This is a genomic window from Streptomyces sp. NPDC087844 (assembly GCF_044742785.1).
Lineage (GTDB): Bacteria > Actinomycetota > Actinomycetes > Streptomycetales > Streptomycetaceae > Streptomyces.
Map to the genome: position 1 here is coordinate 48893 of NZ_JBIUVD010000031.1, position 26968 is coordinate 75860.

The following is a 26968-nucleotide window of genomic DNA, read 5'->3' on the forward strand; positions in this document are numbered from 1 at the left end:
GCCGCCCCCGGCGGGGGGCCCGGGGGTGTGGCTATTGGGGGGGGCCGGGGGGGGGTCGGGGGGGGCGGGGGGGGGCGGGCCCGGGCGGGCGCCCCCCCCCCGCCAGGACCTGGGGGCGGCGTCGGGGGATTCGGGCTCGTCTACTCGACGGTGAAGCCCTGCTCCTCGCCGTACTTGACGGAGGCGTCCTGCCAGGACTTCAGGCCGTCGGTGAGCTTGGTGTTGCCGACGTAGGCCTTGCCGACGGTGTCGTTGAAGATCGAGTTGGCGTACTGCTGGAAGGGCAGGTACGACCAGTCGTCGGCGACGTTGGCGGCGGAGTCCGCGAAGATCTCGTTGGCCTTCTGGCCGCCGAAGTACTCGAACTCGGTGTTGAGGAACGAGTCCGACTGGAGCTCCGCGTTGGTCGCCGGGAAGGCGCCCTCCTTGACACGGCTCTGCACACCGGCGCCGGAGTTGGCGTACTCGACGAAGGCGTAGGCGAGTTCCTTGTTCTTGCCGAGCGCGGGCAGGGTCAGCGAGCTGCCGCCGTTCTCCGCGCTCGCCTTGTCGCCCTTGGTCCAGGCCGGCATGGGCGCCGCGCGCCAGTCACCGGCGGCGTTCGGGACGCCGGTGACGAAGTTGGCGGGCATCCAGGCACCGCTGGGGAGGGTGGCGAGGGTGCCGTCGCCCAGGCCCTTGTACCAGTCGTCGGTCCAGCCGTTGATCGGTGCGACGAGCTTCTCGTCGATCAGCTTCTGCCAGACGTCGGTGTACTTCTTGGCGCCCGCGTCGGAGAAGTCGACCTTCACGTTGGTGCCGTCGACCTTGTAGGGGCGCGAACCGGCCTGCCACAGCAGGCTGGTGGTGAGACCCGCGTCGCCGGCGTCGTTGGCGATGTAGACCTTCGGGTCGGCCTTGTGCAGCTTGCGGGCCGCGTCGAGGTACTCGTCCCAGGTGGTCGGTACCGCGACCTTGTACTTGTCGAAGATCTTCTTGTTGTAGTACAGCGCCATGGGGCCCGAGTCCATCGGCAGGCCGTAGACCTTGTCACTGCCCTGGGTCACGGCGTTCCACGGACCGGGGGTGTACTTGGACTTGAGCTTGTCGGCGCCGTAGGGAGCCAGGTCGCTGAGGCCCTTGGTGAGGGCGTACTGGCCCAGCGCGAAGTACTCGACCTGCGCGACGTCGGGGACGCCCTTCTCGGCCGAGATGGCGTTCGACAGCGCGGTGTAGTGCTTGTCGCCCGACCGCTCGGCGACGAGGTTGATCTTGACCTTGGGGTACTTCTTCTGGAAGTCGGCGGCGACCGTCTTCAGCGTGGGCTCCCAGGCCCAGACGGTGACCGAGCCGCCCTTCTTGAGGGCAGCCTGTACGTCACCGGCGGAGACCGGCTTCGAGCCGGAGCTGTCGTCGTCGGAGCCACCGCAGGCGGTCGCGCCCAGGGTGAGGACGGAGAGGACGGCGAGGCCGCGCATCAGGCGGCTGGTCGTTCTGCGCATGGAGGTGCTTCCACTTCTTCGTGGGCGGGACAGGGTGAGGGTGGTAGAGGTGCAACCGAGGGGGGCCTGTGGGCGGGTCATTCCTTGACGCTTCCGGCGGCGAGGCCGGACTGCCAGTACTTCTGCAGCAGCAGGAACGCGGCGATCAGCGGCACGATGGTGAGCAGCGAACCGGTGATCACCAGGTTGAAGATCACGTCGCCGCCGATCGTCTGGGCCTGGTTGTTCCAGGCGTCCAGACCCAGGGTCAGCGGGTACCAGTCCGGGTCCTTCAGCATGATCAGCGGCAGGAAGTAGTTGTTCCAGGTGGCGACCGTGGTGAAGAGCAGGACGGTCACGATGCCGGGAGCGAGCAGCGGCAGGGCGACCGTGAAGAAGGTGCGCGCCTCGCCCGCCCCGTCGATCCGGGCGGCCTCCAGCAGTTCGACGGGGATCGCCTCGGTGGCGAAGACCCACATCAGGTACAGACCGAAGGGCGAGACCAGCGAGGGGATGATGACCGCCCACGGGGTGTCGGTCAGTCCCATCTTGCTGAACATCAGGAAGGTCGGCACCGCAAGCGCGGTTCCCGGGACGGCGACGGCACCGATGACCACGGCGAACACACCGCGCTTGCCGGGGAAGTCGAACTTGGCCAGCGCGTAACCGCCCAGGATCGCCAGGAAGGTCGCACCGCCGGCCCCGAGCCCGACGTACAGCAGGGTGTTCAGCAGCCAGCGGACGAAGATGCCGTCGTGGTACGTGAACGTGTCGCGGATGTTGGACCAGAGGGCGAAGTCGTCGGCGAACCACAGTCCGGACGAGTCGGCGAGCCCTTCCTGGGTCTTGGTGGCGCTGATCACGAGCCAGATCAGGGGCACCACGGTGTAGACCAGGATCAGGCCGGTGAGCACGGTCAGCAGGACGCTGCGCTTCGGGCGCCCCGCGGAGTGCTCACGGCGCTTGCGCAGCCGGGGCACACTCTTGGTCGTACCGGTGGCCGGAACGGATGCGGACGGGGAGGCGGTGGTGGCCGAACCGCTGGTGCCGTTCGTGCCGCTCATGCTGCTCATTGCTGGTCACGCTCCCTTGCGCATGCCGCGAAGCTGCACGACATAGGCGATGACCATGGTGATCAGCCCCATGATGATGGCGACCGCCGCGGAGTAGTTGTGCTGCTGGCCGTTGAAGGACAGCGAGTACGTGTAGAAGTTCGGGGTGAAGTCGGTCGTGATGGCGTTGCGGGCCAGCGGCCGCAGGATGCTCGGCTCGTTGAAGAGCTGGAAGCTGCCGATGATCGAGAAGATCGTCGCGATGACGAGGGCACCGCGGATCGCGGGGAGCTTGATGGCGGTGATGACCCGCAACTGTCCGGCTCCGTCGATCTCCGCGGCCTCGTAGAGCGAGTTCGGGATGACCTTCAGCGCGGAGTAGAAGATCAGCATGTTGTAGCCGATGAACTCCCAGGTCACGATGTTGCCGATGGAGGCCAGCACCAGGTCGCTGGAGAGCGGGTCGGGCAGGGTGACGCCGAACGCGTCGTTGATGTCACCCACCAGCCCGTACTTGGTGCCGTACATGAAGCCCCACATGAGGGTGGCGACCACGGCGGGCACTGCGTACGGCAGGAAGATCGCGATGCGGAAGAAGTCCGTGCCGTAGAGACGGCCGCTGTCCAGCGCGAGGGCGATCAGCAGGCCGATGAAGAGCATGATCGGCACCTGGACGGCCAGGAAGAGCGAGACCCGGCCGAGCGAGTCCCAGAACCGCTCGTCCTGCAGCGCCTGCTGGTAGTTGTCGAAGCCGACGAACTGGGTGCCGCCGATCAACTGGTCCCGGAACAGGCTCAGATAGATCGAGTACGCGATCGGGGCCAGGAAGACGAGGGCGAACACGGCCACGAAGGGACCGATGAAACCCCACCCGGTCCAGGAGCGGCGGTCACCCTGTGCCGGTGGCCGTGACCTGTGCGGCTTGGTGGCCGCCGGCGGTTGTAGCGTCGTCATGTCGTTCCTCGCTCGTCCCTCTCGCGAAAACCCGGCGTCCCGCGCCGATGATGTTTGCGTAAACACGAAGGCCCTCAGAGGCCCGTGGCCTGTTATGTTTACGTAAACATCTGATGGCGGCATGTCTACACTGCCCCGTTGACGGTGGTCAAGGGTCATTTGAGGAAACTCCGGTTCGGACGGCGAGGGAGACGGGTGGACACAGCGGACAGCGCCTCGGCGAGCAGGCCGCAGGCGGCGGCGCGTACCAGGAAACGTGGTTCCCGCCGGACGCAGAACGCCTCCATGGCGGACGTCGCCCGACTGGCCGGCGTCTCCTCGCAGACCGTCTCGCGGGTCTCCAACGGTTACGAGGGTGTGAACGAGGAGACACGGCAGCAGGTGCTGGAGGCCATGCGTGAACTGGGCTACCGGCCCAACAGCGCGGCCCGTGCGCTCAAGCGTGGCGAGTTCCGCACCATAGGTGTGATCACCTTCGGTCTGTCGACCACCGGCAACGTCCGCACCCTGGAGGCGATCGCGACCTCCGCCGCGCACGAGGGCTACGCCGTGACGCTGCTGCCCGTCGCCGTGCCCACCCAGGACGAGGTGCGCGGCGCGTTCTCCCGGCTGGGGGAGCTGGCCGTCGACGCCGTCATCGTCATCCTGGAGGTCCACCTGCTCGACGCGGTGGCCCTCTCCCTGCCGCCCCACATCAAGGTCGTGGTGGCCGACTCGGACGCCGGTGACCGCTACACCGTGGTCGACACCGACCAGGCGGGCGGCAGCCGTGACGCCGTGCGCTATCTGCTCGGCCTCGGCCACGAGACGGTCTGGCACCTGGCGGGTCCCGAGGAGTCCTTCGCGGCACAGCGCCGGGCCGACGCCTGGCGCGCCGAACTCACCGGGGCGGGCCGCCCGACGCCCCCGCTGGTACGCGGCGACTGGTCGGCCGAGTCCGGCTACCGGGCGGGCCTCGAACTCGCCGAACAGCCGGACTGCACCGCCGTGTTCGCCGCCAACGACCAGATGGCGCTGGGTCTGCTGCGGGCGCTGCACGAACGGGGCCGGTACGTGCCCGGCGACGTCAGTGTCATCGGCTTCGACGACATCCCCGAGGCGGGCTCCTTCCTGCCGCCCCTGACCACCGTCCACCAGGACTTCGCCGAGGTGGGGCGACGCTGTGTCGAGGGCGTGCTGCGGCAGATGCGCCAGGACACCCCTGAGCACGGCACGACGCTGGTGCCGACGCGGCTCGTGGTGCGGGACAGCGCGGGGGCGCCGCGGTCGCGGTAGGCCACGCGGGGTGGCCGGCGCTCGGTGCGGGGCCCGGCCGGTGCGCGGCTGGGACCCGCACCGCGAACGCGCAGGCTGCCGCACCGCCGCCGTCCCCACCGGAGGAAGCCGCGGTACACGCCACCGCGGAGAAGAGGGACGACGCGGCGAGTATGCGGGGGAACGCCCGTCGGGCGCCGCGACGGACGTGATCTCCTCCGGCACATTCAGGCGCTGATGTTCCGGGATGGATGCTGTCACCTCGTTCGAGTGTCGGGTAAGCGATTCCTGGCACTATCACGTCAATTCTCCTGCCCCGGACACGGCTCACCGGCGAGTGCCGGCCGGAGGTGCTGATCAGGCGGACGCGCCGGAGTTGAATCCGCAGGCGTCGGCGGACGTACTGACGGATGTACTGAGAGGAGAGATTCTTTGATGACACAACCGGCAACCGCAGAAGGACTGTTGGCGTGGGTGCCCGGCCACGGGCTGATCGCGGGGCTCGCGGCCGACACACAGCTGCTGGTCGCGGACTCCTGGCTGCTCAGGGACGGGCAGGTGCGCGGCTTCGACCGGCACCGGGAGCGGTTCCTGCGGGCCTGCGGCGACTGCGGAGGACCGTCTCTCCAACAACTCACCGAGTTCTGGCGGAACATGACGGCAGCCCTGCCCCGCACGGGATCGTGGTTCCCGCGCGTCGAGCTGGTGGCCGGCTCCCTCCAGCTGAGACTGCTCCTGAGGCACGCCCCGCCTCTGGTCCCGGAAGTGCGGGTGTGGGCGGCGGGCCAGCCCGATCCGCGCACCGTGCCGCGCCGCAAGGGACCGGACCTGGACGTGCTTGCCCGGGTCCGGCAGCGGGCGTCCGGGCAGGGCGCGCAGGAGGCGGTGCTGATCGCCCCGTCCGGCCTGGTGCTTGAGGCGGCCACCTCCAGCGTCCTGTGGTGGGAGGACGACGTCCTGTGCCTGCCCCCGCCGCGGCTGCCGATCCTGGCCGGCGTCACCACGGGCCTCGTCCAGGAGCACGCCCTGCGCAGCGGCATCCAGTTGGCCCACCGCGAACGAACCCTGGACCAGCTGGCCGGCCGCGAGGTGTGGCTGGTGAACGCCCTGCACGGTATTCGTCCGGTGGTCGGCTGGGAGGGACGGCCCATGGACGTGGGCCCGGCTCCACGCGCGAAGGAATGGCAGGAGTGGCTGGACGGCCGAATGGAACCTCTGCCGGCCGACTGACCGACTGACCGACTGACCCACGCGACCGTCGTACGCCTGCTCCCCGTCCCCGCCACAGGGCACTCAGTAAGCGATGCCCACCCCGTCGACCCGGCTCCAGGCCCTCTCCTGGGCGGACGTCATGGCCGGCCAGCGCAGCCCGCCCGGACGGGCTGCGACCTTCGAGGCGTACGAGCCGGGCCGAAAGCCCGGGTCGTAGAAGCAGCCGGTGCCGTGGTCGGCGTCGAAGGCGGGGCAGGACGCCGCGACCGACTTCGGCGTCGGCTTCCTGCCCGTGCGCACCCAGGAGTCCAGCGCGGCGACCGAGTTGGCGTACTCGGAGTCGCTCAGCCCGCTGTGCTCGCTCTCCCGGGAGAAGGTCTGCACGAGGTTCCGCTCCCGGCCCGCGCCCCGGAGGCTGTCCCGGTACGCCGACTCGTGCTCGACGAACGCCGTCGGATCGTCGATCGCGTGGAGCGTGAGCACCGGAATGTCGACCTTGCCCGTCAGATCACTGTCGTACGAGAGATCGCGCACGGCGGTGGGATCGGCGGAGAAGCGCTCGACGCCCGCGTTGAGCGCCTTGTCGTCATGGGATCCGGAGTAGCGCACACCCTGGTTGCTGAACGGATTGCGACCGCCCAGGCGGTTGTGCACGATGTCCCGGAAGGTGAACGTCGCGAAGCGCAGATGCGACTCCAGAGTGCGCTCGGGAACTCCCGTGACACCGAGGATGTCGTCCAGATTGCGCTGCTGCACAGCGGTCCGGTCCTGCGGCGCTGACTCGAAGCCCGTGCATTCCTGCAGACGGGCGCCGAGCCCGGCGGACGTCATGGTGGAGCTCTCCCGCAGCCCTTCCCACAGCGGGTACCGGGCCTCGGTGGGACGGGGATGGTTCCGGCAGTAGTACTGGTAGACCACGCGCAGGTCCACGCGGTAGTCGTAGCCGCGCGACCCACCGCCGAGGACGCCGTTGGTCAGCAGCGCCCCGTCGTAGGGGCCGCGCTTCCCCGCGCCGTACGTCTCCACGACCTTCGCGGCCACATCGCCGCCCCAGGACTGCCCGTGCACATACGTCCGCTTCGGCTTGCCGAACTCCTCGACGAACAGTCGGCGCACCTTCTCCGTGTCGGCGGCCGCCATCCGGGTTCCGTATCCACCACGGCGGTACGAGGAGCCGGCCCACGCGTAGCCCTCGTCCACCATCACCGACCAGCGTTCCAGGTCACCCGTGCTGCGCTGCGGGTCGGACTCCGCGCCGAGGTCGGGGCCGCCGTGCGCGTGCACGACGAGGGACCTGTTCCAGTTCTTCGGGACGGCGATCGCGTAGTAGGCGCCGTCGGCGTCCCGGCCGGTGTAGCAGGTGGCCTTCCCCGCGAGGTTCGCCGGGCACTCGACGGCTGCCGGTGCGTTCGTGGCCGTGGCCGTGGTCGCGGAGGCAGGCCCGGAGAGTGTGCCGAGGAGGATTCCCGCGATGCCGGCGGCCACCGCCGCCCGGCGGCGCCGGAGGAAACCGGACCCGCCCTGGATTCCCGGCGTACTCGGCCTCGTCCTGTCCATGACGTGCTCTCCCTCTCCTCGTCGGCGCACCGTTGCGCGGCGGGGCCGATGCTAGGGAGAGGCCCGGCGAAAACCCATGGCTTGATCATTGCGTTCATTGAGTTCGTGACCGGACCGTGCACGACCGGAGCCCCGGGCCGGCGCGGTGGCCGTGAGATCCTGCTCCCGAGCCAGAAGCTCTGTGACTCGGGGGATCATCCGTGCTCCGCATACATTTCTCCACAGCGGATCTGAGCCGGGTCCGCATCGCCCAGGAGCCGGATCCGGCCTGGGAGATCCTGCTCAGCCTGCACGCCCTGGGTGGCCCGGCCGATCACGTGGTCTTCGGCCCGTGGAGGTCCGAGACGCTGACCGGCCTCGACTCCTCGACGCGCATGCTGCTCGCGCTGGCGCCGCCCCGGGGGTATTCGCCCGACTTCCTCACCCCCGCCGGTGCCACCGATGTGCGCTCCGCCGTCGACGCCGTGCTCAGTACCGGCCGCAGGCGGCTGCGTGCCGAGCTCGCACAGTTCGCCGTCCGGCGCCGGACACCCTCCTGGACTCGGCTGCTGGCGGAGGGAGACGCCGAGACGATGGGCCGGCTCGGCAGCGCCCTGCACCGCTACCACGACCGCGTGCTCGCTCGCCGTTGGGACCGCATCCGCGCGGTGACCGAGGCCGAACGAACCCTGCGCGCCCGCGACTTCCTGGACGGCGGAGTCGAGAGACTGCTCGGCGGCCTCGGCCCACCGGCCCGCTGGGAGCCACCGGTGCTGACGGTGGACTACCCCCTCGACCAGGAGCTCCGCCTCCGGGGCAGGGGGCTGCGGTTGATTCCCTCGTACTTCTGCTGGCGAAGGCCCATCACCCTGCTCGACGAGGAGTTGACACCGGTCCTCGTCTATCCGGCCAATCGCGGCCTGCACCTGCTCACGGGACCCGAACGACCGGGCCGCTCGGCGCTGGCCCGGCTGCTGGGACGGACCCGGGCGTCCGTGCTGGAGGAGATCGCCCTGTCCGGCGGAACGGCAGAGGCAGACCTCGCGCGGCGGCTCGGCATGTCGCCGGCATCGGCGAGCGACCACACCGCCGTCCTGCGGAGCACCGGTCTGATCGCCACGGACCGGGTCGCCGACACCGCACGGCACACCCTGACCCCGCTGGGCCTGGCACTGATCGAGGGACACCTGCCGATCGACGACCTGCCGTACGGGACAGGTCCGCCCGGCCCGCAGCACTGACGTACTCCATGACCAACGATGGGTGCCCGCGGGGAGGTTGCCCGCGACCCAGGACTCGTCCGCTCCCGACATGGGCGGTGTTGGCGCGGATCGACTCGACGGTGCCGCAACTCGCGCGGGGCGGCGTCGCGCGCACACCGTGAACCGACGGGTCCGGCCCGGCCCGGCGGGACATCGACGACATGGCTCAGCGTCGCCGGGTTCGCCGGTTTCCGTCGTCCGCGATCGCCTCGATCACCTCGGTGAGTGCCGTGAGGCTGTGCCCGCTCACGAACGCGTCGCAGTGGGGGAGGGCGGCGGCCATCCCGCCGGTGCGCGGCGCGTAACCGGGCGCCGCCCTGCGCGGGTTGACCCAGACGATCCGATGGGCGAGCCGCGCGAGGCGGGACATCTCGCGCCCGACCGCACCGGGATCCTCGCCCTCCCACCCGTCGGAGAAGACCACCACCACCGCTCCGCGCGCCATGCCCCGACGGCCGTAGCGGTTGTTGAACTCGGCCAGCGCGTGGCCGATCCGGGTGCCGCCCGACCAGTCGGAGGCCGCGCCGCCCACCCGGCGCAGCGCCGCGTCCACGCCGGACGGCCCGGTGTGCCGCAGCACGGGAGTGAGCCGGGTGAGCCGGGTCGCGAAGACGAACGCCTCCGCCGCGCCCCCGGCCGCGGCGCGCGGAAAGAGCCGCAAGTAGGCACGTGTGTACGGTTCCATCGAGCGGGAGACGTCGCACAGCAGCACCAGCCGTCGCCGCCGGAGCCGGTCGCGGCTGCGTGCCAGTGACAGCACCTCGCCACCCGTGCGCTGTCCGGCGCGCAGGGTACGGCGCAGGTCGATGCGGCGCCCCCGCCTGTCGGTCTCCTGGCGGCGACCGCGGCGCAACGGCGTCCGCAGCGCCAACAGGGCGAGCAGTCCGTCGACCTCGGCCAGTTCACCGGCGTCGAGGGCGGCGAAGTCCTTGTGCCCGAGCACCTCGGCCGCACTGCCCACGGAGGGCAGCGCCCCGGTCCGCCCGTCCCGCCCCGGTTCTCGTGCGCGGTCGCGGTCCGACACCGCGCCGAGGGCGCCGCCCGGCAGCTGCGAGGTGGTGACGACGTCCGGACCGGCCCCGGGAGGCACCGAGGCCCGCCCGCCCACGGGATGCGGCTCGGCGCCCGCCCCCGGCACGGCCCGTCCGCGGTCCCGGCGTACGGAGACGGACAGCGAACGCGGCAGGCCTGCGAAGACCGTCTCGAAGACCCGGTCGAACGGACCGATCTGCTCCCGCCCCGTCACGAAGGCCAGCCGTGCCGCCCAGTACAGCGCCGCACGGTCCACCGGCGGCAGCAGACGCAGCGCCTCCAGGAACCGCACCGACCGCTCCGGCGTCACCACCACCCCGCCGCGGCGCAGTTCCGCACCCAGCCGGACGCCGAACTCGGCCCGGTCGAAGAGCGGAAACCGCACCGCGGTCACGGCTGCCGGCCCGCGACCAGCCAGTGCAGACCGCGTTCGCGCACCGACTCCTGGTCCTCCCGGTACTTGAGCAGCGAGCCGAGGGTGCTTCCGGCGATCCCCGCGTCCAGGACGTCCACACCGAGCAGGTGCAGCGCGGAGATCCAGTCGATGGTCTCGGCGATGCCCGGCGCCTTCTGGAGCTCCAGCGCCCGCAGCCGCCGCACGGCAGCCGCCACCGCGACCGCCAGCTCGCGTGACGTTCCGGGCACCCGGCGGCGCACGATCTCGATGAGCCGCTCGGTCGGCGGATAGTCGATCCAGTGGTACAGGCACCGGCGTTTCAGCGCGTCGTGGAGGTCACGCGTGCGGTTGGAGGTGAGCAGCACGACGGGGGGCACCTTGGCCCGTACGGTGCCCAGTTCGGGAATGGTGACGGCGGCCTCGGCGAGCACCTCAAGGAGGAACGCCTCGAAGTCGTCGTCGGCGCGGTCGATCTCGTCGATGAGCAGGACGGCGGGTGCGGGGCCGGGATGGCTGAGCGCGGCGAGCACGGGCCGCCGCAACAGGTACGCCTCGCTGAACAGGTCGTCCTCACCGATCTGTTCGTGCCGTGCCTCGGCGAGCCGGATGCCGAGCAACTGGCGGGGATGGTTCCACTCGTACAGCGCCTCGGCCGCGTCCAGACCGTCGTAGCACTGCAGCCGGATCAGCGGGCTGCCCAGGACGGCGGCCACCGACTTGGCCGCCTCGGTCTTGCCGACGCCCGCCTCGCCCTCAAGCAGCAGCGGCTGGGGGAGGCGCAGCGCCAGGAAGAGGGCGGTGACCAGGCCGTCGTCGGCGAGATAGCCCAGCGCGTCCAGCGCGGCGCGCAGACTCCCGACACCCGGGAGGCAGCGCTCGACGTACTCGCTCACGAAGCCCCGGCCTCCGTCCGGGCCCGTGCCCGCGCGTACCGGACGGGGTCCTTCTCGTACGCCTCGCGGCAGGAGGGGCAGCAGAACCACCGCCTGCCCGCGCCGCCCGCGTCCGAGTACGGGGTGGTGGCCGCCGAGCCGGCGACCTCCATCCCGCAGACCGGGTCGGTGGCCGTCACCGTCACCGGGGCGCCCGACCGGGCCGCTTCCGCCTCCACCACCTCAGCCACCGGTGAACGCACCGCTTGGACCACCTCCGCAAGGATCGACAGCGCGATCTCGCCCGGTGTGCGGGCCCCGATCCACAGGCCCGCCGGAGTGCGGACGCGGGCCCGCTGCTCCTCGTCCAGCTCGTGGGCGAGCCCGGCCAGCACCGCGGCCCCGCGCCGGGGACTGGCGACCAGACCCACGTACGGCACCCCGGCCCGTACCGCCGACAGCAGGGCCCGTTCCTCGTCGCGGCCGTGGGAGGCGATCACCACGGCCCGGGTCCCGGCCAGGGATTCGACACCGGGGGTGTCGGGCTCGTCGGCGCCGGACACCGGTGTGATCCCGTAACCGAGCGCCGGTGCGAAGTCGAGCAGGGCCCGCGCGACGGGGGACTCGCCGAACACCAGCACGCGGGGCGCGGGCCGCAGCGGTTCCAGGAAGATCTCCAGTGCACCGCCGGACAGGCACGGGTTGCGGACACTGACCGCGCCCTCCTCGACGACCGGTTCCCCGGTGCCGTCGGCCGTCTCGTCCGGTGAGATGCGCAGCAGCAGGGACTCACCGTCACGCAGGATCCGCAGGGCCTGGACGCGTACCGTGGCCTCCGCGCAGACGCCACCGACGAAACCCTCGATCCTGCCGTCGGCGAGGACCAGCGCGGTGTCGCCGGGGCGCGCGCTCGCCGGGCGCCGGGCGCGCACGACGGTGGCCCTCACGAACGGCACCCGCCGACCGGTCAGTTCGGCCATGCGTGCTTCGAGCGGCCCGGCCCGCGGCGGTGCGAAGGGTACGACGGGTACGACAAGACTCATTGCGGTGCCTCCACCTCGCCGCCCTGCAGCGCCTGCCACACCCGGCTCGGGGTCAGCGGCATGTCGGCATGGCGTACGCCGATGGCGTCGAGCACGGCGTTGACGACGGCCGGCGGTGAGCCGACGGTCGCGGACTCGCCGATGCCCTTCGCCCCGAACGGATGGTGCGGAGAGGGCGTGACGGTGTGGTCCAGCTCCCAGGCGGGCACCTCCAGCGCGGTCGGCAGCAGATAGTCCATGAAGGACCCGGAGAGACAGTTGCCGTCCTCGTCGAAGCCGATGATCTCCATCAGCGCCATCCCGACGCCGTCGGCGAGACCGCCGTGCACCTGCCCCTCGATGATCATCGGGTTGATCCGGGTCCCGCAGTCGTCGACCGCGACGAACCGCCGCACCTTCACCGAGCCCGTACCGGGATCGACGTCGACCACGCAGACGTACGCGCCGAACGGGTACGTCATGCTCGGCGGGTTGTAGACGGTCGTCGCCTCCAGATGGCCCTCCACGCCGTCCGGCAGCTCCAGCGACCCGTGGGCGGCCAGCGCGATCTCCTGGATGGTCCTCGTCATCGCGGGATCACCCTTGACCGACCAGCGGCCCTTCGTCCAGGCGAGATCGTCCGGGGCGACCTCCAGCATCGCGCCCGCGATGATCCGCGCCTTGTCCCGCACCTTGCGCGCCACCACGGCCGCCGCGGCCCCCGAGACCGGCGTGGAGCGGCTGCCGTACGTACCGAGTCCGAACGGCGTCTGGTCGGTGTCGCCGTGCACGACGTCGATGTCCTCGGGCGGGATGCCCAGTTCCTCCGCGATGATCTGCGCGAAGGTCGTCTCGTGGCCCTGCCCCTGCGTCTGCACGCTCAGCCGGACGACCGCCTTGCCGGTCGGATGGACGCGCAGTTCGCAGCCGTCCGCCATACCGAGACCCAGGATGTCCATGTGCTTGCGCGGCCCGGCGCCGACGGTCTCGGTGAAGAAGGAGAGCCCGACGCCCATGAGTTCACCCCGGGCCCGCTTCTCGCTCTGCTCCTTGCGCAGCTCCTCGTACCCCACGAGATCCAGGGCCTTGCGCAGACAGGCGGGGTAGTCACCGGAGTCGTACGTCCAGCCGGTCTTGTTCTCGTACGGGAACTGCTCCGGGCGCAGCAGATTGAGCATCCTCAACTCCGCCGGATCCGCGCCCAGTTCGTCGGCCAGACAGTCCACCAGGCGCTCGATGAGATAGACCGCCTCGGTGACCCGGAAGGAGCAGGCGTACGCGACACCGCCGGGCGCCTTGTTGGTGTAGACGCCCGTGACCTGGCAGTGCGCGGCCTCGATGTCGTACGAGCCGGTGAAGATGTGGAAGAAGCCGGCCGGGTACTTGGTGGGCTGTGCCGTGGAGTTGAAGGCGCCGTGGTCGGCGAGGACCTTGACCCGGACGCCCAGGATCCTCCCCTCCCGCGTCGCCGCGATCTCGCCGGCCATGTGGTAGTCGCGGGCGAAGGACGTGCTCATCAGGTTCTCGGAGCGGTCCTCCATCCACTTGACGGGCTTCCCGGTGACGATCGATCCGACGATCGCGCAGACGTACCCCGGATAGATACCGACCTTGTTGCCGAAACCGCCGCCGATGTCGGGGGCCACCACCCGGATCTTGTGCTCGGGGATGCCGGCCACCATCGCGTAGAGGGTGCGGTGGGCGTGCGGGGCCTGCGTGGTGGAGTAGAGGGTGAGCTTGCCGTCGACCGGGTCCATCGAGGCGACCGCGCCGCAGGTCTCCAGCGGCGCGGGGTGGACCCGCGGATAGAGCATGGTCTGCCGCACGACGACGTCGGCCCGCGCGAACACCTCCTCGGTGGCCGCGCTGTCACCCGCCTCCCAGTCGAAGACGTGGTTGTCCGTGCGGCCCTCCAGGTCGTCCCGGATGACGGGAGCCTCGGCGGCGAGGGCGTGCCGGGCGTTGACGACCGGGTCCAGCGGCTCGTACTCGACGTCGATCAGCTCGATCGCGTCGCGCGCCGCGTAGTGGTCCTCGGCGACCACGAACGCGACCTCCTGGCCCTGGAAGCGGACCTTGTCGGTGGCGAGCACGGCCTGGGTGTCCATCGACAGGGTCGGCATCCAGGCGAGCCCCAGACCGGCCAGGGTCTCACCGGTGATCACCGCTTTGACCTTGGGGTGCGCTTCTGCGGCCGATGTGTCGACGGAGAGGATGCGGGCGTGCGCGAACGGGCTGCGCAGGACCGCCCCGTGCAGCATGCCGGGCAGCTTGATGTCGTCGACATAGCGGCCCTTGCCGCGTACGAAGCGGGGGTCCTCCTTGCGCTTCATCCGGCCGAAGCCGATGGGCCGCTCGGGCTGCTGCTCCCGGGGTGTCACCGGGGGTTCGTCGACGGCGGTCATGCCTGGCTCCCCGTGGCCGTGGCAGTGGCTTCCGGGGCGGCGGCAGCGGCCTGCTCCCTGGCCGCCCACTGGATGGACCTGACGATGTTCAGATAGCCGGTGCACCGGCACAACTGGCCGGAGATGGCCTCACGGATCTCCTGGTCGGACGGGTCCGGATTGCGGTCGAGGAGCGCCCGGCCGGTCAGCATCATGCCCGGGGTGCAGAACCCGCACTGCAGGCCGTGCTGTTCGATGAACCCCTGCTGCACGGGGTCGAGCCGCTCGCCGTCCGCCAGGTCCTCGACCGTACGGATCTCATGACCGGCCGCCATCACCGCCAGGACCGTGCAGCTCTTCACGGGCTCGCCGTCCATCAGCACCACACAGGTGCCGCAGTTGCTGGTGTCGCACCCCCAGTGCGTGCCCGTCAGCTCCAGGTCGTCGCGGAGGAAGCGCACCAGCAGATGGCGGGGTTCGACCTCCCGGGTCCGGTCCTCACCGTTGACGCCGACGGTGATCCGCATACGCCTCATGCCTCCCCTGTGGTGCCCTGGGCGGTCCGTGCCCTTGCGACGGACCGCCGCAGGGCCCGCCTGGTGAGTTCGCCGGCCAGATGGCGCTTGTACTCGGCGCTGCCGCGGCCGTCGGTGACCGGCGAACAGTTCGCGGAGGCCAGCCGGCCCGCCTCCTCGTACAGTGCCTCGGACGGTTCGCCGCCGTTCAGCAGCTCCTGGACCGCGTCGAGGTTCAGCGCGCCCGCGCCCACCGCCGCCAGGCCAACGCCCGAGTCGGCGATCCGTCCCTCGCGCAGGGTCAGGGCGACCCCGGCGGCGGCGACGGCCCAGTCCCCGGACTTGCGCTCGACCTTCTCGTACGCGCTGCCCGCCCCCGGCAGGACCGGGATCCGCACCTGGACCAGCATCTCGCCGACGCCCACCGCGGTCTCGTACGGGCCCTGGTGGAAGTCGGCCATGGGCACGATCCGTTCGCCGTCCTCCCCGCGGATCACGACACGCGCGTGCAGCGCCCCGCACACCGCGGACAGGTCCTCCGACGGGTCCGCCTGGCACAGGGAGCCGCCGATGGTGCCCCGGTTGCGGACCGGCGGGTCGGCGATCACCTTCTCCGCGTCGTGGACGATGGGGAAGTACCGGCCGACCAGCGGCGACTCCAGGAGGGTGCGGTGCCGGGTCAGCGCGCCGATGTGCAGCTCTTTCCCGACCTGCTCGATGTGGTCGAGTTCGTGCAGGTCATTGATGTCGACGAGCAGTTCGGGCCCGGCGAGGCGCAACTTCATCATGGGCAGCAGGCTGTGCCCGCCGGCCACGACCCTGGCCTCCTCGCCGTAGCGCCGCAGCAGCTCCAGCGCCTCGGCCACGCTCGTCGCACGCCGGTAGTCGAACGAAGCGGGTACCTGCACGGCACGTTCCCTCCCCTTGAGGACCTGACCGGTGTCCGGCGATCCGAAGGTCCGGGGGTCCGGGGGGAACGATCGCGCGGACGTACGGGCCGGTCAACGGCGACTCAAGCGAATGCTTAAGTCGGCCGGTAACGGAACGGGTCCTACCGGCCGAACAGCCGTTGTAATGGCGAACATGACGCTGACTCAGCTGCGCGCGTTCGTCACAGTGGCCCGCCTGGGTTCCGTGAAGGGTGCCGCCCAGTCGCTCGGGGTGACCGAGGCAGCCGTCTCCGGAGCGGTCGCCGCGCTCCGCCGCGAACTGGGCGACGTGCTCTACATCCGGGCCGCGGGCGGGATCAGCCTCACTCCGGGTGGCAGCAGGCTGGCCGCGGGCGCCGCCGAGATCGTCGGTCTCGCCGAGGAGACCCGGCACCGGGTCCGCCAGGCGAGTTCCGGCACCGCCCATCTGCGCGTGGCGTCCACCGAGGCCGGTGTGGAACAGGTGCTCCCCGCACTGCTGACGTCCTTCGGGCGCAGGCAGCCCGACCTGGACGTGGAGACCCTGGCCGTACCGGTGGCGAGCTTCGGCGACCTGCTCCGCGACCGCCGTGCCGATGTCACGATCGGTCCGGCCCCGCATCCGGCACCGGCCGTCGAGTCCGTACCGTTCCTGCGCTTCCAGCTGGCCGTCGTCGCCGCACCGGACCACCCGCTGAGACACCGGCAACGGCTGGGTTCCTCCCAACTGGCCCACGAGCCGTGGCTGCTGGGTCCGGCCGGGCTCGATCCGGACACCCTGTCCGGCGCCTTCCTCGCCCACATCGGCGTCGAGGCCACCGGCGCCAAGGCCTTCCCCAGCGTCACGGCCTCGCTCAACGCGGTGGCCGCCGGGGCCGGTCTGTCCGTGGCCTTCCTGCACGTCGTACGCGACGACCTGCGGCGCGGCTCACTGATCCGGCTCGATGTCGCGGGCGCCGGACTGGGCGGCATGCTGTACGCGAGCGCGCTCACCGGCGAACGCCGCTCGACGACGGCCGCCGCCCTGTGCCGCTTCGTGACGACGCCGGCCGCGACGCAGGCGCTGCTGACCCGGTCCAACGGAGTTCCCATGAACGAGTTCCGTCCGCCGGTCCACGTCACGATCTGGAGCTGACGTCCGCCACGCCGCCACGTCCGCCCGCCGGGCGTCTTAAGCAAAGGCTGAAGACCACGTTGACGCTCCGGCGGGCTGCGCCCATCGTGTGTCCGTCATGGACTTCACCAACGAGTTCCGAGTGAACCTGCCGCCCGACGGGGCGTGGGCCCTGCTGACCGACGTGGAGCGGATCGCTCCCTGTATGCCGGGTGCGCAGCTCACCGGCGTGGACGGCGATGCCTACGACGGTGTCGTGAAGGTCAAGGTCGGCCCCATGACCGTCCAGTACAAGGGGGTCGTCTCCTTCGAGGAGAAGGACGAGGCGGGGCGTACGGCGGTGCTGCACGCGCGGGGCCGTGACACCCGGGGCCAGGGGAACGCCGACGCCCGCGTCACCGCCCGGCTCGTCCCGGACGGGGACGGAACGCGGGTCACCGTGGACACCCGCCTCACCATCACGGGCCGGGTCGCGCAGTTCGGCAAAGGGATGATCGAGGAGATCAGCGGGCGGCTGCTGACCCAGTTCGTCGACAACCTGGAGGGGCAGCTCGCGGCGGAGAGGCGCCGGGGGCCGGCCGCGGACGTCACCGGCGAACCACTGGCGCAGGCACCGGTGCCCGCGACCGGCCCTGGGCTCGGCTCTGGGCCGGCCCCGGCGGCGAAGGGCACGGTGGGGTCCGACACCGGGCCCGGCACCCGCCCGCAGGTCTCGGCGCCGACCGCTGCCGCCCCGGACGCCACCGCGGCCAACGGCACCGCAGCGGACGGTTCCGCGACCGCAGCCGCGCGGAAGGCCGCTGCGACGAGCCCGGCAGCTCCCGCCACCCCCGTGTCGAACGGGGCCCGCCCCGCGTCCACGCCGCCCGCCCCGGCGGCGGTGCGACCCCTGGACCTGATGAGCGTGGCCCGCGGCGCCGTCCTGAAGCGCGCCCTCCCGGCAGCGCTGGTGCTGGCCGCGATCGCCATCGCCCTGACCGTCTGGCTCACACGATAGAACCGCCGGTCCCGCAGCCGGGCTCGCCCGCACTGCCGCGGTGTCCCGCCGGTCTCTCGCGGGGCGCGGCGCCGGACGCGGCAGCGGCGCACGCCTCGCGGCCGGCCGGCCGACGGCCACGCGTTCCGCCGGGGCCGCGAGCGAGCCCGCGCCCCGTGGATTTCGCACTCGCGCCCGCGTATCGACAGGATGGGGGCATGAACGACATCCGTACCCCCCGCCTGCTGCTGCGCCGCTGGCAGGACGACGACCTCCTTCCCCTGTCCGAGATCCACGCCGACCCCACGGTGATGCAGTGGATCGGCGACGGCCGGCCGCGCTCCCTGGAGGAGACCGCGGAGGACATCGAGGCGTGGGAGGAGGAGTGGGACGAGGAGGGTTTCGGGGTCTTCGCCGTCGAACTCCTCGGCTCGGGAGAACTCGCCGGAGCGGTCGGTCTGTACGTCGCCGACTCGCCGCCCGAGATCGCGGACCGGATCGCCATCACCTGGCGGCTCGGACGGGTCTACTGGGGCCAGGGGTACGCGTCGGAGGCCGCCCACGCAGCGCTTGAGTTCGCCCTCCAGGACCGCGGCATCGACCGGGTCGTCGCCGCGCCACGGCCGGGCGACAGCGCCTCCGCGAACGTACTGGAGAAGCTCGGCATGAAGATGGAGGGTGCCGTACAGGACCCGGTCCACGGACACGACCTCCGGCTGTACACGATCGACCTGACGGAGTACGAGGGCTGACCGGCGTGACGCGCGCGCACGGCCGCCGGCGGACGCGCCGACGGCCGTGCGCGCGAATGGCTGGAGTTCGCCCTGGCCTGTCACGGTCGGGCTACGTACGATGCGATCGCTCCCGGCCTTCACAGCCCCTTCATTGAAGCTTCACAGGGGTGGGTCCGAGTGTGCGTCCGAGTGAGGGAGATGTAGTTGATTGATTGACATGTACATGACTACTCGGCGCTCTGCCGCTCCATCGCTCCCTGCTTGATCGTCTGATCGCCTGATCCCGAGCACCTGGTCCGCGACGGCCCCCTGAACGCGGAGGCCGCACCCCCCAGTGCGCGGTGGGGCACGCTCCCCGCCGCCGCAACACCGACGCAACGGATGGGAACACCATGACCGGTGGGCTGCTTCTGAGTGGCGCGATCGCCGCTCTGTTCGCCACCGCACTGCCCGCGCACGACCCGTCCACGGGGATCATCGACCCGCCCCCGGACAAGATCGTCATCAAGGTCGCCACGGTGAACGGCTCCGGCTGCCCCCAGGGCACCGCCGCCGTCGCCGTGTCCCCCGACAACACCGCCTTCACGGTGACCTACAGCGACTACCTCGCCCAGGTCGGAGGCACCTCCGATCCCACCGCGTTCCGCAAGAACTGCCAGCTCAACCTGATCGTCGCCGTGCCGGGAGGCTTCACCTACGCCATCGCCAGCGCGGACTACCGGGGCTTCGCCTCGCTCAAGGCGGGCGCGACCAGTACCCAGAAGGCCTCGTACTACTTCCAGGGCTCGTCGAACACGGCCTCCGTCACGCACCCCTTCGCAGGCCCCTACGCCGACAACTGGCAGGCCACGGACACCACGGAATGGGCCCAACTGGTCTGGTCGCCCTGCGGTGTCCAGCGGAACTTCAACATCAACACCGAAGTCCGCGTCAACGCGGGCACGTCGGCTCCGAGCAGTACCAGCTTCATGACCATGGACTCGACGGACGGTGAGCTCAGCACCATCTACCACGTGGCATGGAAGGAGTGCCCCGCCTCCTGAGAGTCTGAAGAGCCCGAACCGGGTCCCCTTGGCCGGCTCCTCCGCACCGGGAGCCGGCCAAGGGCGTACCACCGGCGTACGGGATTCAGCCGCCCGGGCCGGCGCAGATGTGCTCGGGCGGCCGGAACGAGCCGGCGTCGTCCGCGTCCTCGTCCACCTGGACCCGTACGGTCTCCAACTGCTGCAGCAGCGAGGTGAGATGCCTCTTCGCGGGGTCGCGGAAGAACTCCAGGACCGCCCGGTGGAAGGCGTCACGCAGCTCGGGCGGCATCACGTCCGAGGCGTCGAAACACAGGGTGCGGGCCGTCGAGTTGAGCAGGCCGTCGATCTCCTGCTCGATGGCGTTCGCGGGCGCCGTGGGCGGCAGCCCCTTCGTGTCCGGGAACAGCGGACGCACCGCCGGGTCCGCCTCGGCCCGCCACCGCTCCCGCCCGGCCGGGCTCGACAGCCGCTCGACCAGTTCCTGGGCGTCCGGGTCGTCGCTGAAGACGGCGGCCATGTCCCCGGCGACCTCGAACGCGTCGCGGTTCTCGGCCCGCCCGCGCAGGAACCGGGCCGACGGTTCCACACGGATGTCGTCGCCCGCGTACACGTACCGGATGAAGGCGCTCTGGTGTTCATGAGTGCACTCGAAGCCGGGGGAGTTCAGCAGTCCGCGGGGCCCGGCCGGCCCGGACGTGCCCTCGTACGACGTGGTCAGGGACTGTTCGACGGAGTCGTCGGTGCGGCCCGCGAGCAGCTCCGCCCAGGTCGTCCACGCCCGTACGACGTCCGGATCGCGCCAGCTGAGCCTGCTCGTGGCCCATCGCTCGTACGGGCCGTCACCCGCCTGATGGAGCAGGATGTCCTCGATCCAGTCCGTACCGGGCCAGCCCGAGGTGGCCTGCGAGGCGAGCCCCACGCACCACGTCGGATCGTCGCTCGGCGTGCCCTTCTTGCTCCACACCAGGCTCTTCAGGTCGACTTTCAGCGGCACCCAGTAGGTGCGGCGGCTGCCGTCCACCAGGAGTTCCGGCGCCCAGGGGGAGAAGGCGCGTTCGCGGGTCGGCTCGGCGAGCGGCTTCAGCTTGTCGCGGCGGGCGTACTCGGTGAGTTCGCCGATGCTGTTGAGGACCGCCACGTCCGGCGGGGTGTCCGCCTCCAGCTGCGAGACGAGGGTCTCGCGCAGGGAGCGGGTGCCCTCGTAGGTGTAGGTCCTGCCGGTCCCGTCGTCGAGCCGCTGGAGCGCGGCCTCGAAGGCCTCGCCCTCCTTGCCGGTCCACGGGCCGAGGACGACGAGGGGGGCGGGGTCGTCCGAGGCGCACCCGGGCACCAGGGCGAGCAGACACCCGGCCATCAGGACGCGCAGCCCACGCAGGACGCGCGGCCCACGCAACCCGGGCAGGGCACGCGGAGGGCGGGTCATGAGACGGCTCCCGGGCGGGCGACCACGAGATACTCGCGGCGGTACGCGTGCAGGGCGCCGCCGACGAGACCGGCGGCGAGCAGACCCGCGGGGAGGACGAAGGGCGCGACTCCGTCGAGGAAGGCGAGCCGGCCGTCGGACAGCGTCTCGTCGATCCGGGTCTCCAGTACGGCGACGGCCTGCGGGTCGGGGCCGTCGAAGGGGCGTTCCTCGGCGATCGTCTCCGTCTCCGGAGAGGTCCGCTCGGCGAGCGCGTCGGCCAGGGGCGCGGACCGTGTCTGCGCGTCCTGCGCGAGCAGCGCGTCGGCCGTCAGGAGCGGTACGGCGAGCAGCGGCAGGGCGGCTGCCGCCAGCGGAACGCTGAGCCGGATCCGGAAGCGGCGGCGCAGGAACACCACGGTGCGCCAGAGACCGACGGCGAGCAGCACGAGGGCGAGACCGGAGACCACGGCCGCGGCGAGCACGCTCCCGCCCCAGGCGGCCCGTTCCCCGAGCCGTTCGCGCAACTGCCGCTCCAGTCCCGTGACGCGGTCCACGATCGAGGTCGCGCCGGAACCGGCCGCCGACGGACACGGCGGGTAGCGGTCCTGCCGGTCCGCGGCGGCGACCGGCTCCGTACAGAGCATGCTGCGCGCGTACGTCAGCTCGGCGTCCCGCAGTACGGCGTCGTTCGCGTGGCCCTGGGCCCGGCCGATCCATCCCGTGTAGTCGACGACCAGCGCGGACACCACACGCAGCTCCTGCTCCTCGGCCACCGTCAGGGCTCCGCTGCGGGTGACCTGGTTGAGGCTCTGCGTCGCCCGCGCCACCCGCGTGCGGTACCGCTCGCTGAGGCCGCCGAGTTCGGCCGCCCCCGCCTCGGCGAGGTTCTTCTCGGCCTCGCCCTGCGCGATGAACAGCGACGCCTTGGCGTTCGCGAGGCCGACCAGCGCGGGCGCCAGCCGGTCCCGCAGATACTTCGAGTCGTCCCGTACGTCCGTGTACGCCCACCCGAGCGTGCCGAACGCCACCACGATGAGCAGGGGCAGCGCGATGAGCCGGTCCCGCAGGAAGGCGCGGTTGCGGCGGCCGGTGGGGGACGGCCACAGGTAGCGCCAGAGCCGGCGGGCGAGTTCGACGACGACGACCACCGCTCCCCGGGCCGTACGTCCGCGTCGTGCCGCACCGGTCACTCGCGGACCGTCCGGGCGCTCTCGCCCTGTGAGCCCTGTGAGCCCTGAGATTCCTGTGAGCCCTGAGGCTTCTGTGATCCCGGTGACGGCGTGTGGGCGATCGTCCGCAGCCAGGCCACCGCCCTCTTCCCGAGCCATGGGCTGTCCCGGTGGTGCCGGAAGGCGAGCGGGCGGACCGCGTAGGCACGGTCCAGCAGGGTCTCGGCGACGGCCCCGTCCTCGGCGGTGGCGGAACGGGCGGCCTGGTGCGCGAGGGTGAGATAGAGACGGGAGAGTTCTCTGCGCAGCCCGGGCTCGTCGGACGGGAGTCCCAGCCGCGCGTCGGCGCCCGCGGCGAGCCCGGCGAGCTCCGCCGCGTCGATCACACCCCGGACGAGGGCTCCCCGTACCGCCTCCCACACCTCCGCGGTCATACGGACCCTGGCCTGCTCGTCCGTCAGCCCGTGCGCGTGGAACAGCCGGGCGAGCCTGGCGAGCACCTCGCGGAGCCGGTCGGCCGCCTCGTCCGGGTGCCCGGCGGTGCGCACGTGCTCGACGCCGACGCGTACGGCGGCCGTCCGTGCGGCGGTCCGGTGCCGTGAGTGCTGCGGCACCGCGTCCAGCGCCCGTACGGCGTCGTCCCACGCCGGCTCCCCGCCCAGCGCGAGACGGGCCCGCGCGGCGCCGAACGCGGCGCTGCCGAGGGACGGGTTGCGCAGCCGGACCGCCTCGTAGAACGTCAGCGCCTCCTGCCAGCGGCCGAGGCGCTCGGCGCAGTAGCCGAGGGCCAGCTTCGGCGCGTACTCGCCCGGGATCGCCGCGAACACCTCGTCGAAGTGGCGCCGGGCCGCGCCGACCCGGTCCTGTCCGAGTGCGAGCAGTCCGCGGTGCCAGCCGAGTCGCCAGTCATGAGGGACGTGCTCGGCGTCGATCAGCGTCGCGGCGGACCGCAGTTCCCGTTCGGCGGCCGAGGTGCCGCTCCCGGCGCTGCGCAAGCGCAGACGGCAGCGCAGCAGCAGGACCTCCGGCGAGTCCTGCCAGTCCCCGGTGTGCTGCAGCAGCGCCTCGGGAGCGGCGTCGGCCAGCCTGCTCAGCTCGGCGTGATGGAGGTCCTGCGGATCGGGCCGCGGCACGGGCAGCCGGCTGGCGACCTCGGCGGGCGACGGCGGTGCGTACGGGGCGGGCGCGTCCGGTGCGGCCCACCGCGTGACGGGCGGTGCCGAACCGAGAGCCGCGTCGAGCGCGTACGGCGACTGGAAGAAGAGCGGTGACGGCTCAAAGGTCTCCAGGCCGGTCCGCAGCGACCGCAACTCCCTGAAGACACCGCGCAGTTGTTCCTCCATCTCGTGCGCGGAGGCGAACCGTTCGGCCCGTTCGGCCCGGGTGGCGCGGTGCAGCACCCGGGCCAGCGACACCAGGCCGAGTCCGTGGGGAGGGGGCGCCGTCATGGGGGGTGCCCCCGCAGTCCGAGGGGATTCGCCTCCGCCGGGTGGCTCCGGCCTGCCGGCCGGCGGACCGGTCACGTCCAGTCGTCCCAGCTCCGCCAGGTCGTCGGGGCAGCGCCCCAGGCCGCTCAGCCGCCGCAGGGTCTCCCCGAGACTGAACAGGTCGTCCTGGCCGGTGGACTGGCCGTTCGGGCCGACGGTCGGGGCCCGGAAGCCCTCCGTGGTGTGACCGGGCAGCCCGGCCGCGCGGACGCTCCCCACATCGATGATCTTCGTGGCGGTGCCGTCGTGCATCACGTTGTCCGGCTTGAGGTCGCCGTAGACCTTGCCGGGCCGGTCGGCGTGCAGATGCCCGAGAGCGGCCAGGATCCGCACCCCGTAGGCGCATACGAACTCGGGGAAGCGACCGCCGCCGAATTCGTCCGGGTTCACCTGGACCCGTGCCCGTACCTCTTCGAGCGTGAGGCCGTCCACGTACTGCAGTACGAGGAAGTCGCCGATCTTCGGGTGGTGCCCGTAGTTGAAGACGCGGATGATGTCGCCGTGGCTGAGGTCGACCACGGCCCGCCGCTCCTGGACCAGGGCATCCGACGACGCCGACGCCTGCTGGGGGTGGAGGATCTTGATGGCGACCTCGCGGTTGTCGACCTTGGTGTCGTGCGCGAGATACACCTTGCCCATCCCGCCGTAGCCCAGCGGCCGGATCAGGCGGTACTGCCCCGCGAGCAGTCGCCCCGGGGGCAGGGGCAGTTCTTCCCGGTCGCCGCCGTGGGACGCCGCCCGGTCCAGCAGGGTGATCGACGGCAGCAGCACCGGGTCGGGGCTCTCCTCGGGCAGGACTACGTGCGCGGCCCGCAGAATCGGCGGCGACACCACGAGCGGGCCGAAAGACGCACTGGACTCCGGCAGTTCACCGGTCGCCCCGCTGCTCGCTGCCCCCTCCATGCGACCCCAGAATAGACGCGGCGGCTCCGAATGACCCCGTGCCGAGGGGGAGATGCTGTGTCGGAGTGGACCGGCGTGTCCAGGAGATGTCCAGGGGGGCGGCTGACCTGGGGGAGCCGCCCGATGGTTGCGGCGTCGGCCGGGGTGTCGGTCCGGACGGTGTCAGCCGGTGGCCTTCGCGTACTCCTGTGCCATGCCTCCGGCGAAGTCGAACACCACGGTGGGTTCGTCCCCCACGACCCAGGCGTCGTGGCCGGGCGGACAGACGAAGACGTCGCCGGCGCCGACCTCGCTCTCGGCGCCGTCGTCCAGCCGGATCCGCATGCGGCCCCGGACGACGTAACCGTTGTGATGGACCAGGCAGCTCTCGGTGCCCGAGATCGGTCCCACGGACTCGGACCAGCGCCAGCCCGGCTCGAACGTCGCCACGGCGAAGTCGAGCCCGGTGAGGTGCACGGCCTCCAGGTGCCCGTGCGGGAAGTCCCGCCGTTCGTCCGGCTTCTCGACCGCCTTGATCTCGATCATGACGGTCCCTCCAATCGATCCGGTCCAGCAGCCTCGGGGCCCGGTCGCCGTTCCCATGACCTCCACGGACACGCGGATCGCAGCCCCCTCCTCCTCATCGTCCGCCCGCAAGCCGGGCGCCGCCATTCGGGCTAACGGCCTTGTGGATCACCCCGCGTCACACCAGGGGGATGACCACCTCGTCCTCGACGGGCGGATCGAGTTCCTGCGGCAGGTTTCCCGTCGCCGAGAAGCAGCGCAGCCGGACGGACTCCGGGGTGACGTCCAGGCGCAGGAAGCACTTGAAGAACGGCGGACTGTACGTCGCCGAACCCGGCGAGAAGAGCCGGGTGTAGGCCTCGCGCACCGGCAGGCGCAGACGTGAGGTGCGGTCGGGACGGCCACCCGCGCCCAGCAGGCTCGCGACGAGGCGGGTGCGCGGGGTGACACGGGTGGACCCGACCCGGGCCCGGGTCGGGGGGATGCCGAGACGCTCGGAGACGACGGCGGTCGCCTGGTCCTCGGTGAGCGTGAGGAGACGCCGCATACGCAGCCGGCGCCCGTAGAGCCCGCTGTAGAAGGCCAGTGAGTCGCCGCGCAGCGGATAGCAGCGGAAGTCGTCCTCGGTGACACCGGCGACGGAGACACGCGGCATGGTGTGGGTGGCGTGCATGAAGGCCCCGCCGCCCCCGGCGACCACGTACTGGATGGTGCGGCCGTCCACCGCCACGGGGTAGCGCTGGTAGTTGTGGATGTCACCCCCTATCGCGGCCACGTAGTGATGGGCGGGATCGCGCACGATGTCGTCGACCGTGCCGCCGCCCTCGATGGGGCAGGGGTGGTGCTCGGCGTCCACGTACAAGGGGGAGCCGGTGACGAGGATCTTGGGGGTGTCCCCCTGGGAGACCTCGCGGAGCCAGCGGCCCTGCTCGGCGTCCACGGTTCCGAGCAGGCCGGTGTCGATGCCTATGATCCGCACCGGGCCCGCGTCGACGGCCCAGTACGGGCCCGGCTGGACGGCCTGTTGGGCGGGGGCCGAACGCAACTTCCGCGCCTCTGCCAGGCGTTGTTCGTCCGGGACGCGCGGCTTGTGCCACAGCAGTGACCGCCACCAGGCGGACGACAGCCGGCGGGGCGGGGGCGGTGGCGCGAGGGGCGGTGCGTCGCAGAAGACGCGCATGAAGCCGTCGAGGTCCTCGTACCAGTCGTGGTTGCCGGGTATCGCGTAGATCGGCGCCTGGTAGTCCTGGTAGGGGCGGAAGAACTTCGTCCCGTAGTCGTCGGCGGCGCCGACCGGGTAGATCACGTCGCTGGCGAGCACGGTGAACTCCGTGCCCTGACCGGCCTTCAGGAAGCCCGGCACGACGGCGTACTGGGGGTCGTCGCCCTCGCCGGTGTCTCCGATGACCATGAAGGAGAAGTGGTCCGGGGTGTCGAGTCCGACCACCATGTCGGCCGGCGCTCCGGCGGCCGTCCGTTGCGCCACCCAGCGGCCGCGGGTGTGGCCCGTCGGGTCGCCGAACAGCGAGGCGAGTGTGCCGTTGCGGGCGGGCCACAGGGTCTTGGGGTTCACCCAGGACAACTTCCCGGTCCGTTGTGGCATCAGGCGCGTGTACGCGCCGCGTTCCGCGGTGCCCCAGCCGGCGCCGGCCGCGGTGTCGCGTGAAGATTCAGACATCCGCGAACGTTAACAACGCGGTCGGCCGCGCGGTTCCCCGCGCCCCTTGAGGGCATGGGGTGGGCCCAGTTGCCTGGGGGCACGGGGAACCGCGCGATCTTTGAGGGTGTAGG

The 26968-nt window shown here is 71.5% G+C and carries 22 protein-coding genes; 7 read left to right on the forward strand and 15 right to left on the reverse strand.

Going from position 1 to position 26968, the window contains the following annotated elements:
* Window positions 1–140: 140 nt before the first annotated feature.
* From ACIOKD_RS38545 to ACIOKD_RS38555, 3 genes are all read right to left on the reverse strand, one after another.
* Window positions 141–1481 (reverse strand): ABC transporter substrate-binding protein, encoded by a 1341-nt coding sequence (locus tag ACIOKD_RS38545; RefSeq protein ID WP_402092902.1) that lies wholly within the window; start codon window positions 1479–1481, stop codon window positions 141–143.
* A 77-nt stretch (window positions 1482–1558) separates the two neighbouring features.
* Complete coding sequence (locus ACIOKD_RS38550; RefSeq protein WP_402092904.1) at window positions 1559–2533, reverse strand: carbohydrate ABC transporter permease; 975 nt, start codon at window positions 2531–2533, stop codon at window positions 1559–1561.
* Between the two features lie 6 nt (window positions 2534–2539).
* The gene (locus tag ACIOKD_RS38555; RefSeq protein ID WP_402092906.1) at window positions 2540–3466 is read right to left on the reverse strand and encodes a carbohydrate ABC transporter permease; all 927 of its coding nucleotides are present in this window, start codon (window positions 3464–3466) and stop codon (window positions 2540–2542) included.
* A gap of 285 nt (window positions 3467–3751) precedes the next feature.
* Between ACIOKD_RS38555 and ACIOKD_RS38560 the strand changes: the two genes are divergently transcribed.
* Window positions 3752–4741, forward strand: a complete 990-nt coding sequence (locus ACIOKD_RS38560; protein WP_402092961.1) for a LacI family DNA-binding transcriptional regulator — start codon at window positions 3752–3754, stop codon at window positions 4739–4741.
* A gap of 414 nt (window positions 4742–5155) precedes the next feature.
* On the forward strand, window positions 5156–5950 hold the full coding sequence (locus ACIOKD_RS38565) for an aminotransferase class IV (protein ID WP_402092907.1): 795 nt from the start codon (window positions 5156–5158) through the stop codon (window positions 5948–5950).
* 63 nt (window positions 5951–6013) lie between these two features.
* Here ACIOKD_RS38565 and ACIOKD_RS38570 read toward each other — a convergent pair whose 3' ends face one another.
* A complete protein-coding gene (locus tag ACIOKD_RS38570) occupies window positions 6014–7489 on the reverse strand; it encodes a hypothetical protein (protein ID WP_402092909.1) in 1476 nt (491 codons plus the stop codon).
* A gap of 200 nt (window positions 7490–7689) precedes the next feature.
* Between ACIOKD_RS38570 and ACIOKD_RS38575 the strand changes: the two genes are divergently transcribed.
* Entirely contained in the window at window positions 7690–8709 is a 1020-nt protein-coding gene (locus tag ACIOKD_RS38575; RefSeq protein WP_402092911.1) for a winged helix-turn-helix domain-containing protein, read from the forward strand.
* A gap of 187 nt (window positions 8710–8896) precedes the next feature.
* Here the strand turns inward: ACIOKD_RS38575 and ACIOKD_RS38580 are convergent, their stop codons facing one another.
* From ACIOKD_RS38580 to ACIOKD_RS38605, 6 genes are read right to left on the reverse strand one after another with little or no spacing between them, the layout of a single operon-like run.
* Entirely contained in the window at window positions 8897–10156 is a 1260-nt protein-coding gene (locus tag ACIOKD_RS38580) for a VWA domain-containing protein (protein ID WP_402092912.1), read from the reverse strand.
* Window positions 10153–11052, reverse strand: coding sequence for an AAA family ATPase (locus ACIOKD_RS38585; RefSeq protein ID WP_402092913.1), 900 nt, complete (start codon window positions 11050–11052; stop codon window positions 10153–10155). The genes ACIOKD_RS38580 and ACIOKD_RS38585 overlap by 4 nt, the downstream gene beginning before the upstream one ends.
* A complete protein-coding gene (locus tag ACIOKD_RS38590) occupies window positions 11049–12074 on the reverse strand; it encodes an XdhC family protein (RefSeq protein WP_402092914.1) in 1026 nt (341 codons plus the stop codon). The genes ACIOKD_RS38585 and ACIOKD_RS38590 overlap by 4 nt, the downstream gene beginning before the upstream one ends.
* On the reverse strand, window positions 12071–14458 hold the full coding sequence (locus ACIOKD_RS38595) for an aerobic carbon-monoxide dehydrogenase large subunit (RefSeq protein WP_402092916.1): 2388 nt from the start codon (window positions 14456–14458) through the stop codon (window positions 12071–12073). The genes ACIOKD_RS38590 and ACIOKD_RS38595 overlap by 4 nt, the downstream gene beginning before the upstream one ends.
* Entirely contained in the window at window positions 14455–14964 is a 510-nt protein-coding gene (locus tag ACIOKD_RS38600) for a (2Fe-2S)-binding protein (protein ID WP_402092963.1), read from the reverse strand. Before ACIOKD_RS38600 ends, ACIOKD_RS38595 begins: the two co-directional genes overlap by 4 nt.
* Window positions 14965–14969: 5 nt before the next feature.
* On the reverse strand, window positions 14970–15860 hold the full coding sequence (locus ACIOKD_RS38605) for an FAD binding domain-containing protein (RefSeq protein ID WP_402092917.1): 891 nt from the start codon (window positions 15858–15860) through the stop codon (window positions 14970–14972).
* A gap of 175 nt (window positions 15861–16035) precedes the next feature.
* Here ACIOKD_RS38605 and ACIOKD_RS38610 point away from each other — a divergent pair, with 175 nt between their 5' ends.
* From ACIOKD_RS38610 to ACIOKD_RS38625, 4 genes are all read left to right on the forward strand, one after another.
* On the forward strand, window positions 16036–16995 hold the full coding sequence (locus tag ACIOKD_RS38610) for a LysR family transcriptional regulator (protein WP_402092918.1): 960 nt from the start codon (window positions 16036–16038) through the stop codon (window positions 16993–16995).
* Window positions 16996–17092: 97 nt separating this feature from the next.
* The gene (locus ACIOKD_RS38615) at window positions 17093–17971 is read left to right on the forward strand and encodes an SRPBCC family protein (RefSeq protein WP_402092919.1); all 879 of its coding nucleotides are present in this window, start codon (window positions 17093–17095) and stop codon (window positions 17969–17971) included.
* Window positions 17972–18168: 197 nt separating this feature from the next.
* Window positions 18169–18702, forward strand: a complete 534-nt coding sequence (locus ACIOKD_RS38620) for a GNAT family N-acetyltransferase (RefSeq protein WP_402092920.1) — start codon at window positions 18169–18171, stop codon at window positions 18700–18702.
* Window positions 18703–19076: 374 nt separating this feature from the next.
* Window positions 19077–19727 carry a DUF4360 domain-containing protein gene (locus tag ACIOKD_RS38625; protein WP_402092922.1) on the forward strand — a complete coding sequence of 217 codons (651 nt, stop codon included), beginning with the start codon at window positions 19077–19079 and terminating at the stop codon, window positions 19725–19727.
* 85 nt (window positions 19728–19812) lie between these two features.
* Here the strand turns inward: ACIOKD_RS38625 and ACIOKD_RS38630 are convergent, their stop codons facing one another.
* From ACIOKD_RS38630 to ACIOKD_RS38650, 5 genes are all read right to left on the reverse strand, one after another.
* Window positions 19813–21132 (reverse strand): alpha-glucoside ABC transporter substrate-binding protein, encoded by a 1320-nt coding sequence (locus tag ACIOKD_RS38630; RefSeq protein WP_402092924.1) that lies wholly within the window; start codon window positions 21130–21132, stop codon window positions 19813–19815.
* Window positions 21129–22304, reverse strand: a complete 1176-nt coding sequence (locus tag ACIOKD_RS38635) for a hypothetical protein (protein WP_402092925.1) — start codon at window positions 22302–22304, stop codon at window positions 21129–21131. The genes ACIOKD_RS38630 and ACIOKD_RS38635 overlap by 4 nt, the downstream gene beginning before the upstream one ends.
* Complete coding sequence (locus ACIOKD_RS38640) at window positions 22301–24673, reverse strand: tetratricopeptide repeat protein (RefSeq protein WP_402092926.1); 2373 nt, start codon at window positions 24671–24673, stop codon at window positions 22301–22303. The genes ACIOKD_RS38635 and ACIOKD_RS38640 overlap by 4 nt, the downstream gene beginning before the upstream one ends.
* Before the next feature lie 162 nt (window positions 24674–24835).
* On the reverse strand, window positions 24836–25198 hold the full coding sequence (locus ACIOKD_RS38645; RefSeq protein ID WP_402092927.1) for a cupin domain-containing protein: 363 nt from the start codon (window positions 25196–25198) through the stop codon (window positions 24836–24838).
* Between the two features lie 157 nt (window positions 25199–25355).
* Entirely contained in the window at window positions 25356–26855 is a 1500-nt protein-coding gene (locus tag ACIOKD_RS38650; protein WP_402092928.1) for a metallophosphoesterase family protein, read from the reverse strand.
* Between the last annotated feature and the right edge of the window lie 113 nt (window positions 26856–26968).